Consider the following 11,004-nt stretch of genomic DNA (forward strand, 5'->3'; position numbering starts at 1 on the left):
GGACCCGCAGTTCAAAATGATGCGCTACAGGCGCTCGCGAACCGCCTCGACCACGTTGGTCAGATCGACGAGAACCTCGTCGTGGCTCTCCATGTCGCGCACTTTGACCTTGCCGGCGGCAAGCTCGTCGTCACCCAGGACCAGGATGAGCTTGGCGCCCACCTTGTCGGCCTGCTTAAACTGGGCCTTGAGCGAACGACCCTGATAGTCGGCCTCGGTCACAATCCCTGCAGCGCGAAGCTCCTGCGTGATGGCAAAGACGTTCTGACGCAGCTCCTTGCCGGCGTTGGCAACGTAGACGCACGGGACTTCCTCCGCACCCAGGTCGCTGCCAAAGGCCTGCAGGGCCAGCAGGGCGCGCTCAAAACCGACAGCGAAGCCGACGCCGGCCGTGGGCTTGCCGCCCTCGAGCTCGACCAGACCGTCGTAGCGGCCGCCGCCACCGATGGAGCCGACGCCTGCGCCAGGGGCCTCGACCTCAAAGACGGTACGGGTGTAGTAGTCCAGGCCGCGCACCAGGGTGGGGTCCTCGACATATTCGATGCCGGCGGCGTCCAGATAGCGCTTGACCTGCTCGTAGTGCTCGCGGCACTCGTCGCACAGGTTGTCACCCATCAGCGGGGCCTCGGCCATGATCTCGCGGCAATGGTCGTTCTTGCAGTCGAAGGCGCGCAGCGGGTTAAGCTCGGCGCGCTCGCGGCACTCGTCGCACATCTCGTCGGCGTGATCGAGAATGAACTGCTTGACCTGCTCACGATAGGCCGGACGGCACTGGGCATCGCCCATCGAGTTAATGAGTAGACGGAGCTTGGAAAGATCGAAACCAAGGCGCTTGTAGAACTCCATGAGCATGATGATGCACTCGGCGTCTGACGCCGGATCGGGAGCGCCGAGCCACTCGATGCCCACCTGGTGGAACTGGCGCAGGCGGCCCTTCTGGGGACGCTCGCCACGGAACATGGCCTCGGCGTAATAGGCCTTAAACGGCGTGGAGCCCTGGGGCACCAGGTTGTTCTCCACGACGGCGCGCACCACGCCGGCCGTGCCCTCGGGACGAAGGGCCAGGCGCTGCTTGGGCTTGAGCTTGGTATCGGTACCCTCGGTAAAGACGCGCTCCAGGTTGGCGCCGCTAAACACGCGGAACATCTCCTTGCGAACGACGTCAGTCGACTGTCCGATACCGTGGACAAACACGTCCACCTGCTCGATCGCGGGCGTCTCGATGGGCTTAAAGCCAAACGGCTCGAACACGCCGGCGGCGATCTGCTGCATCTTTTGCCAGGCGCGCATCTCGGCGCCGATAAGGTCGCGGGTTCCCTCCGCCTTCTGTGCCTGCATGGGCAAACACCTTTCTTTTAGTATCGCGTCATAGGTAGTGGACATTATACGGCACAAACACAAGCAGCGGCGGCGCGTCTGGCCGAACGAGGGTATGGGGACTCGTTCGGCCAGACGCGCCACCGCGGCATGTGATGCGCTTTGGCCTACCTACTCCCCCGCCGCGCTCGAGCGCAGCTTGGCGGCGATGGGCTCGGATGCCAGCAGGAACACGAGCATGACCACGGAGCATGCCAGGCACACAATCCAGGTGCTCGCAAAGGAGCCCGTGGCATCGAACAGCACGCCCGAGACGATGGCGCCCACGGTGCCGCCGACCATCTCGAGCGAGGTAATGGTGCCCGTGACCTTGCCGAGGTCGGCCATGCCAAACTGCTTGGACGCGGCAATGGTAGGCGTGATGGTGCCCATGCACGTTCCGATACCAAAGCTCACAGCGGCCACAATGGGACCGAGGTCCGTCGTCGGAAAGCACAGCGCCACACAGGCGACAATACACGCAACGGAGCCAAGGATATTGCCAAAGCGCAGGCCAAAGCGGTCGTAGATGGCACCGAGCGAGATCTTGGCGATAACGACCGTGACCATGTAGGCAGAAAGCACCGTACCGGCCCACATGGGATCGTGGCCACCCGTGACGATCTTGGCACCGTTGACGGTAACGCTCGTCATGTTCGTAACTTGGTTGGGCAGGATGGCGCCGTTGACGAGACCCATAAAGAGGAAGGCGACGACAAGCAGCCAAAACGCCGGACTCTTCTTGATGCGCGACCAACCGACGTTAACCTCGGGCGCCGTGTGCTCGTCCTTGTCGCCAGCCGTCGAGACGGACGGATCGCCCGGGTTCTCACCGAGCGGCTTAAGGCCGATCTCGGAAGGCTTGGTGCGGAAGGAATAGGCCGTGATGGGCAGCGCCGCCGCCATGCAGATAGCCGCCAGCACCAGGAAGGCGGAACGCCAGCCAACGCTCACGATCAGCGAGCTCACGATCGGCGAGAGAATGGCCCCGCCAAAGCCCGAGCCCGAAAGCGCGATGGAGATGGCAAGGCCTCGCTTGGCCGTAAACCAGTTGGCGGTCACCAGGCTGATGAGTAGGCGGGTCGAGGCGACGGCAAAGCAGCCCGAGATGGCAAAGAGCACGTAGACCTGCCACAGCTCACCGACAAAGCTCATGCCGGCAAGAACGGCAGAGGTGGCGATTACAGTGAGGGAGCCCAAAACGCGGCCGCTTACTTTATCGGCAACATGGCCAATGACAAGTGAGCCGATAACGCTCACCACGGTGGAGATGGCGTTGGAGATGTTGTACTGCGCAAGAGAAATGCCCAAGTCGCTGACGATGAGCGGCTGAAACAGGCTCATGCAGTTAACGAAAATCGTGTAGCACGTGGCCATGATGACAAAGCCGGAGGCCACGACGAGCCAACCGGGGAAGAATTTATGCTGCTGGGACATACTGTTCCTTGTAAACAAACGAATAGTCTGCGCCGGGCGCCGGTAGTGCCCAAGATTGCCTTGAAAGACAAGGGCATAGGCCTTATGGCCATGCCCACAGGCTTGAAAGGCAAGGTTGGGTGCTACCGGTGGTCCGCAATGTATCCGAGAGCGACGGCGGCATAAGCCGCGGCGCCAAGGGGAAGCTCGGCATCGTTAAAACGTGCCTTGGGATGATGCTGGGCAAAGTGTTCGTCCGTATCGGTCACAGCAGCGCCGATCGTAAAGTACGCGCTCGGTATCTCGCTCGAGATAAGCGCAAAGTCCTCGCTCGCCATGGCATGGAACAGCGGCAGGAAGGTGGCCTTGGGCAGCGTCGCACCCACGTAGCCAAGCGAAGCCTGGGTCATGTCGTCATCGAGTACGAGCGGGGGAACATCCGAGAGCGTCTCGAGGGTCGCCGGCGTACGATAGGTCGCGGCAACGCCTTTGACGACCTCCGCGATGCGGGTCTTGAGATGCTCCATGAGCTCGACATTGAAGCCACGCAGCGTGCCTTCGAGCACGCAGGTATCTGGTATAACGTTGGCCGCTTGGCCACCGGCAAACTTGCCAACGGTCAGTGCGACCTCCTTGGCCGCCGGCACTTCGCGAGCGATGAGCTCCTGAAGCGCCAGGTGCACATGGACGCCGGCCGTGATGGGGTCGATACAGATCTCGGGGCTCGAGCCATGGCCGCCCTTGCCCTGCAGCGTGATGCGGAAACCGTACACGCCCGAGAGCGCCGGGCTGCCGTAGAGCACCAGGCCGAGCGGCGACTGGCTATTGACATGCATGGCAAAGGCGGCCTGGGGACGCGGGTTCTGCAGCAGACCGTCGGCCATGGCGGCGCGGGCGCCCTCAAAGGTTTCCTCGCCCGGCTGGAACAGCAACTTAACCGTGGCGTTGGCGTCGACAAGCTCGTACTCGCGGGCCTTGAGCAGGCGCGCCGCACCAAGCAGCGCCGTCGCATGCATATCGTGTCCGCATGCGTGCATGCAGCCGTTGATGGAGGCAAAAGGCTCTCCCGACTCCTCGGCAACAGGCAGGGCATCCATATCGCCACGGAGCATGATGACCGTACCGGCCTGCTTGTCCGTACACGTACCGTTACCCCGAGCAGCAGCTGCCGCGCCGGCACCGATGAGGCCGACGACACAGGAGCCGTCAACAAGCACGGCATAGGGAATATCCATCTCGTCCAGACGCGCCTGGATATACGCGGACGTCTGCGGAAGGTTGTTACCGAGCTCAGGCGTTTGATGGAGATCATGGCGCCATGCGGCAAGCTCATTGGCAAACGCCTGAGCTTCTGTGACCAGGCCATTGCCGATAGCGGCCTGCGCCACCGTAGTGGTCTGAGGCGCTGGTTGCGGTTGAAGATCGGACAGAGCTGGTGCCATAGATGCCCTCCAGTAACGTTTTTGCAGCAAGCACTTTGATAGCGTAAAGTGCAAGATACAACTTTAAGGGCGACGCATAAAAAATGCCGCCCCGGGAGGCGGCGCAATAAGTTGTTTACAATCACGCTCGCGGCTTTTTGCGCAAAAAGTCGAAATGCGTCTCGCTCAAGATAATCGACAGGAAGATAAGCGCGAAGCCGGCGAGCAAGCGCGAGGTGAGCGCCTCCCCCATCAGCAGCACCGAGAACAGCACACCCGAAGGCGACTCCATCGAAAGGAGCAGCGAGCCCGTCGAGGCCGGGACATGCGCCAGGCCGACGTTTTGGACGAGCAGGGCCACACATGTGCAGCCCACCGAGAGAAACGCCATCACACTGATAAAGCTCGGCGTCCACACGGACGGAGGCGCTTGGGTCTCGAATAGCAGCGACGAGACCAAGCTCAGCACGCCGTTGCCCACAAACATCCAAAACGTGATGACGTTGATGTCCATTTTGCGACCGTACTTGGCGGTCACCGCCATCTGGATGGCGAAAAAGACAGCACCCGCCAGCGTAATGACGTCACCGATGTTGAATTCAACGCTATCGAGCGCCACCAAGCCAATGCCCGCCAAGCACAGCAGTGCTGCACCCAGGTTATAGCGGGTGAGTTTTTCGCCGCTCAGAAAATAGCTCGCGAACGGCACAAGGATGCAATACGTGCCCGTCAAAAAAGCATTCTTGCCCGCCGTGGTGTGCGCCAGACCGACTGTCTGCAGGGCGTAGGCGGCCCACATAAGTGCCCCCATTCCAAGTCCGACGATAAGGTTACGGGCGTTGAGGTGCGCGATGATGCGCTTGTGGAAGATGACAAACATGACCAACGCCGCAGGCAAAAAGCGCACGTAAAGCAGTTCGAACACCGGGATGGTGTCGAGCGCGTCCTTCATAGTGGTAAAGGAGTAACCCCAGACAATCGCCACCGAAAGCAATAGAACTTTCCAGAACAGCGGCGAGCGGGCGCCGGCGCCGCGGGAGGTGCCGCCCGCACCCAGGTCTTCACGGGCAACAGGGCTATCAGGCATCATTTCGATATCGTCACTGGTATGCTGGGCCATAGGGCATCCTCGCGCTCAATCTGGGCGTGGTGTCCGCACGCGCGTGGCTGCGTGCCGCCTCATGGTCAAATAAAAACGGGACGCGCCGGACCCCCGGCACGCCCCGCTACTGTAGCAACAACCAAGCAGCCCATGCAATCCAGCCCGCTAAAGCGTCGGCAAAGTGAACCTCGATGCTCCGGCAATGTCAGCGAAAACGACCCTAAGCGAGCGAGGTGACGTGAAATGAAAGGGCGCTGACCTTCTGGTCGCGCCCTTGAAATTGAACGTCAGATTGCCGCTTAGGGGCGTTTGCAGCGTCGAGCCGTTACGCGGTTTGGTAAAACCGCGTAACTAAATCAATTTGGTCGACTCCAACCTCTCGATAATCCAGTCGTTGGCTTTGATGACCGGGCGGCGGAAGACGACACCCAGGGCCAGCGACGGAATCAGGTAGCTCGCCAAGACACCCAGCTCAATCCAGTACTCCATATGGTAGGCACCGGCCATGGCGGCGTGCATGGCGTTGATGCCGTGGGTAAACGGCAGGAACGGGTAGATCGCCTGGAACACGGGGCCGGTCATCTCGATGGGGAACGTACCGCCCGAACCGCCGACCTGCATGACCAGCAGCACGACGGCGAGGGCCTTGCCGATATCTCCAAACGATACCGTAAGCGTGTAGACGATATTGGAGAACACGAGGCTCGCGACCCAGCCGGCAAGCACAAACTGCAGGGGGTTGTCGCACTGGATGCCAAAGAACAGAATGTCGCCCGCGCACACAAGCGTTGCCTGCAGCAAGGCCAGACCGCCAAAGAACAGATAACGGCCCAGATAGATCTCGTGCAGGCGCACGGGGACGAGCTCGTTGATGAGCTCATCGTTCACCGAGACCTTCATCATGGCCGCCAGAACAATCGAGCCCACCCACAGCGACAAAATCGTATAGAACGGCGCCATGGCCGAGCCATAGTTGCGGATCGGATAGACCGGCTTGCGATCGAGCGCAACAGGGCCGGAAAGCGACGCGGCGAGGCCCTCGGGGTCGCTGCCGATCATTGTCTTAATCATGGCCAGGTCACCCGACATCAGGGCACTATCAAGCTCGTCCTTAAAGGCACTGATCTTGTCCGACGCCTCGCCCAGCTGATCGGAAGCCTTGTTGACGAGCCTGGCAGCCTTGGAGAGACCCTTCGCGAGCGAACCAGAGGCGTCGGCCAGACCGCTCACGGCGCTATCCAAGTCACCCGAGATACCGTTCAGGGAATCCAGAACGCCCGAAATGGTCTTCTTGAGCTCCTTGGCCTTAACCGAGAACGTAGAATCGTAGTCGGACTTGGCACCCGAGATACCCGCCTTGGCATCGGCGATAGCCTGGTCGACCTCGGCACGCGAGTTGTTAATCTCCGCCATGCTGTCCGAAAGGGACTTTGCGGTCGCCGTCAGGTCCTTCGCATTGTTGCGGTACTCCACGGCAATTCTGCCCAGCGACGTCGCAGCGGACTTGAGGCCGTCTTTGAGCTTGTCATTACTCACCTGATCGGCAAGGTTGCGGAGCTTATCGGCCATCGCATCGATATCGTCAGCACGCGTATTGAGCGCCGCTGCGGCTTCGTTGAGCTGAGACACCGTAAGGTCAACATGCTGATTCGCGGCATCGAATGCCTTCTCAAGCGCGGCGGACACGTTATCGAATGAACCCGCGCTTCCGTCAATCGCGGCGTTGATGGCATCGCTGGCGGCCTTCAGCGCTTCCTCGGAATCGCTAATGCCACTCTTGGCGTGCTCCATCAGCTGCTTCGTCGACTCATCAACGGTGCCCGTCTGCTTGAGCATGCCGCCCGCCGATGTCAGTGAATCGGACGTCGAGCTCAGCATGCCCGCGAGCGACGTCGCGCTCGCCTGAACGTCGTGCAGGTCCTCGACCGAATCGCCCAGCGTGGAGGACAGATTGGCGATAAAGTTGCTCACCTGGTCGGTGCTCATATAGTCGAGCAGGCTGGACACGGTCTTAAGGCCGATGCTCGTGATGGTCTTGGTAAAGGTCTCGTTGACCTGGCTCTGGACGGCGCTTGAACCCTTTTCAGTCACGATCTGTGCGATGGCGTTGGCCTTCTGGTTCTCATAGAACTCGATATCGGCGTGCTTCACCTCGGTCGAGAAAAGCGTCATCATGTCGGCGCTAAACGTTTTAGGGATAACGACGGCAGCGTAGTACGCGCCCGACTTAACGCCCTCAATCGCCTTATCGCGGTCGTTGAGGACGACCCAGTCGAAGTTCTCGTTGCCGCGCAGGGTGGCGGTTACGTTTTCGCCCACGTTGACCTCGACGGGAATCAGATCGCTCTCGTAGCCCTCGTCGGTGTTGACCACTGCAATCTTAAGGTTGCCGGTATTGCCGTAGGGATCCCAGCTTCCGGCGATGTTAAACCACGCGTACAGGCATGGCACGATGATCAGGCCCATCACGACGATCATGCCGATCACGGAGTGAGACACATTTTGGACATCACGCTTAAACAGATGCAGGATATTCTTCATTTATGCCTCACCTCCTTTGGAGTGCTTGCCAAGCGGGGCGGTGTCCCTGTCGTTTCCGTTTACGTTGTCAACGCCGTCGGCATCTTGAGCCTTACGATGCGCACCGATATGCGGCAGACGACTCGTGGGCTGTTCGCTGTCCTTGGTGTCCCGCTCGCTGGCGTTGAGACCAAACATGCGACGGGCAGCAGGGATGGCAGCCGTGTGCTCGCGCATCTCGCGGCGAAGGTCCTCATCCGAAAGCGCCGAGATGCGCATCTGGGTGTTGAGGCTCGCGCGGATATATTCGATGTTAATGAGCCAGCCGCAGATGGCGATAACCGAGACAATCCAGACAACCAGTAGGATGATCTTGCCGTTATTGTCGATATCGAGCACCGTCGAAAGCACAAAGAGCAGGACCTGGACGCCCACCACGGCGGCAAAACCGCCCTTGATGTAGTAGGGGTAACGGTGCTCAAAAGCCACCGCATGGTCGAGCACCTCGCGGCGGTACGAATCGGAATCGAGCACGACGCGCATGGCCGTGCGCAGCGAATAGCGCTGGCGCGGCAGGTCGTTGGACTCGCAGATCATGAGGCCCGTCGTGGAAAGCTGCTTATCAAAGAGCAGATTGAGGTTGAGCAGCAACGGGCGCAGCTGCAGTCCGATAAAGAGCGCGATGATAAGGAACACGCCCAGGATGCACAGGTTGAACAAGTAGTTGAACGAGTACATGCCACCGACGGTCTCGCGCAGCAGGTTGATGCCATAGGTGAAGGGCAGCAGCGGATGCAGCCATTGGAAGAAGCCGGGCATCATCTCGATGGGATACATGCCCGACGAGCCGGGGATCTGCACAATGACGAGGATGACGCCAATGGCTTTACCGATATGCTTAAAGGTGATGGACAGCGCATAGATGATGTTGACGTAGGTGAACGAGATAGCGATGCCGCCCAGCACAAAGAGCAGCGGATTGACGCACTGAACGCCAATGACCAGGTCGCCCACCGTAACGATAATGGCCTGGAACGCGCCCAGGATCACCATCAGCAGCCAGCGGCCAAAGTAGCCCTGACGCGCCGTAAAGCTACCGATGCCCTCGCGGTCGACCTCGAGTTTGTAGATAGCGATGAGCACATAGCCGCCTACCCACAGCGCCAGATTGGTGTAGAAGGGAGCAATGCCCGAGCCAAAGCTCTTGACCGGATAGATTGACTTGGACGTCAACTCAACCGGAGATGCCATGAAATCTGCCACGTCATTGACGTCGACGCCCATGAGGTCGGCTAACTTGCCCATAGACTCAGAGGTCTGCAGCGCCGCAATGTCATTGGCGGCGGTCGCGAGCTTGCCCTGAACCTTGGCAAGGGAGGCGTCGGTTTGGGACAGCGTGGTCTTCGCCTGCTTGAGCGTGGCGTCGAGCTGCGCCAGCGTACCGCGCGCGCTCGCTATCGTGGGGGTCATACCCGACACCATGCCGGTCAGATCACCCGAGACGGCGGCAAAGGAGTCAAGCGCGCTCGAGGCCTTCGGCAGCGCGTTTTGACCCAGATTCGTCTGGGCCTGGCCAAGGTTGGCCGTACCGGTCTGAATGGCGTTATTGATAGCGTCGCTGGCACCCGAGACGGCCGCGGCGTCATTCGCCATGGCGCTCGATTGCGCGGACAGACCGTCCTTGATGCTCTGAAGCTTTTCATTCTGCTCTCGAAGCAAATCGATGGTCGATACAATGCGCGCGTCGATTTCCTCGGAACCTGTCGACGTGTCGTTGACGAGAATCTCCAAGTGCCCGATAACGGCCTTATTGTGATCGATCGTCGCTTGGAGAGACTCGAGCGAGTTGTCGATTCGAGTGGTCGTGGACGTAACCGTACCGGTCAGTCTGCCGATCGCGGCGTTTGCAGAAGCCGATGTCTTACTCAGCACAATGCTGCCCTCCGAAAGTGCCTTGGAGAGCGAGGTGATGGACTTGCCAGCCGTGGTGCGAGCTTCGCCCAGCAGATCATTACCCTGAGCGATTGCCTGCGTTAGCGAAGGCGTCTGTCCCTGCAGGCCCGCCAACGCAGCATCGGCCGAAGCAATCGAGCTGCTTGTCTTGTCGACGGCGGTGTTCATGTCGCCGATGGAATCACGTACTTCGCCCAGGGTATCAGACGCCTCGGACACCGAGCCCGCCAGCGAATCCTGGGTCTGGGTTGCCTTGTCTTTAAGGTCGATGCCGGCATCTTTGGCAATGCCCGCGACGGTCTCGCCCACCGTAGAGACAAACTCCGAGTTGATCTGCTCCTCAATGGTGTTGGCACCGGTATCGGTAACCTTGGGCGCAATGGCGCTCTTTTTCTCGTTGACGTAATAGGTGAGCTTCGGCTGATGGTAATTGCCGTCGAGCATCGAGACGAGATTGTCGGAGAAGTTCTTGGGAATCACGATGGCGGCATAGTATTCACCACTTTCGACGCCCTCTTTGGCATCTGCCGCCGAGTCGACGAAGGTCCAGCCAAGCTGGTCGTTCTCCTTGAGCCGGTCGACCACCTTATCGCCTGCGTTAAGCTCGCCCACTAGGTCGTTCTGGGTGCCCCGATCGTTGTTGGCGATGGCGATTTTAATGCCCTGGGTATTTCCGTACGGATCCCAGTTGGCGACGATGTTGTACCAGGCATACAGCGAGGGAATGACGCACACGCCCAGGGTAACCACCAGAGCGACGGGGTTCACGATCAATCGCTTGATGTCGCGTTTAAAGATTGCAAAGGAAACCTTTGCATCGGATAGTTTGTTGCCGAGACTCACGCTTGGACCATCCATCCTATCGTTTAGCCGAATCATGCTATTAACAACCATTGTACGGAGGCACGCTAACATCTCGCGGCACAATGGTGCTGAGTTTTGCGGGTAGCAATATACTACGAAGATGAGTTAACGTACAGATGTACAGTATCTTAAATTCCCGCAGCTCCCAAAACCACAACCCGCACAAACTAGCAGTTCGAATAGTCATTGGGGACGTTCTTAAACGACCAGTCAAACAGGAACGTCCCCAACGACTAGTCATTTAAGAACGTCCCCAATGACTACAACAACGGAAGCGCCGATGTTTTGGCAACGACAGACACTATGACCCAATCCGAGGGCACTAAAAAGACAGGAGCCCCCGCTCGTGACCGCGGGTCGGGGCTGCGACAA

Annotated in this window: 6 protein-coding genes; all 6 read right to left on the bottom strand. The window is 59.6% G+C overall.

What is annotated here, in order from left to right; all coding sequences use genetic code 11:
* Positions 1-24: 24 nt before the first annotated feature.
* The 6 genes from hisS to GT495_RS08580 all read right to left on the bottom strand — a co-directional run bounded on the left by hisS (position 25) and on the right by GT495_RS08580 (position 10,611).
* Positions 25-1,338 (bottom strand): histidine--tRNA ligase, encoded by a 1,314-nt coding sequence (gene hisS, locus GT495_RS08555; RefSeq protein WP_161162341.1) that lies wholly within the window; start codon positions 1,336-1,338, stop codon positions 25-27.
* Positions 1,339-1,488: 150 nt separating this feature from the next.
* Positions 1,489-2,793 (bottom strand): MFS transporter, encoded by a 1,305-nt coding sequence (locus GT495_RS08560; protein ID WP_161162342.1) that lies wholly within the window; start codon positions 2,791-2,793, stop codon positions 1,489-1,491.
* Between the two features lie 122 nt (positions 2,794-2,915).
* Complete coding sequence (locus tag GT495_RS08565; protein ID WP_204986910.1) at positions 2,916-4,214, bottom strand: M20 family metallopeptidase; 1,299 nt, start codon at positions 4,212-4,214, stop codon at positions 2,916-2,918.
* 121 nt (positions 4,215-4,335) lie between these two features.
* Positions 4,336-5,313: a DMT family transporter gene (locus GT495_RS08570; protein ID WP_161162343.1), complete on the bottom strand. Its 978-nt coding sequence runs from the start codon at positions 5,311-5,313 to the stop codon at positions 4,336-4,338.
* Between the two features lie 333 nt (positions 5,314-5,646).
* Positions 5,647-7,836 (bottom strand): YhgE/Pip domain-containing protein, encoded by a 2,190-nt coding sequence (locus GT495_RS08575; RefSeq protein ID WP_161162344.1) that lies wholly within the window; start codon positions 7,834-7,836, stop codon positions 5,647-5,649.
* Entirely contained in the window at positions 7,837-10,611 is a 2,775-nt protein-coding gene (locus tag GT495_RS08580; RefSeq protein WP_370457633.1) for a YhgE/Pip family protein, read from the bottom strand.
* Positions 10,612-11,004 lie beyond the last annotated feature (393 nt).

This window comes from Collinsella sp. BIOML-A6, assembly GCF_009875845.1.
Taxonomy (GTDB): Bacteria; Actinomycetota; Coriobacteriia; order Coriobacteriales; family Coriobacteriaceae; genus Collinsella; species Collinsella aerofaciens_H.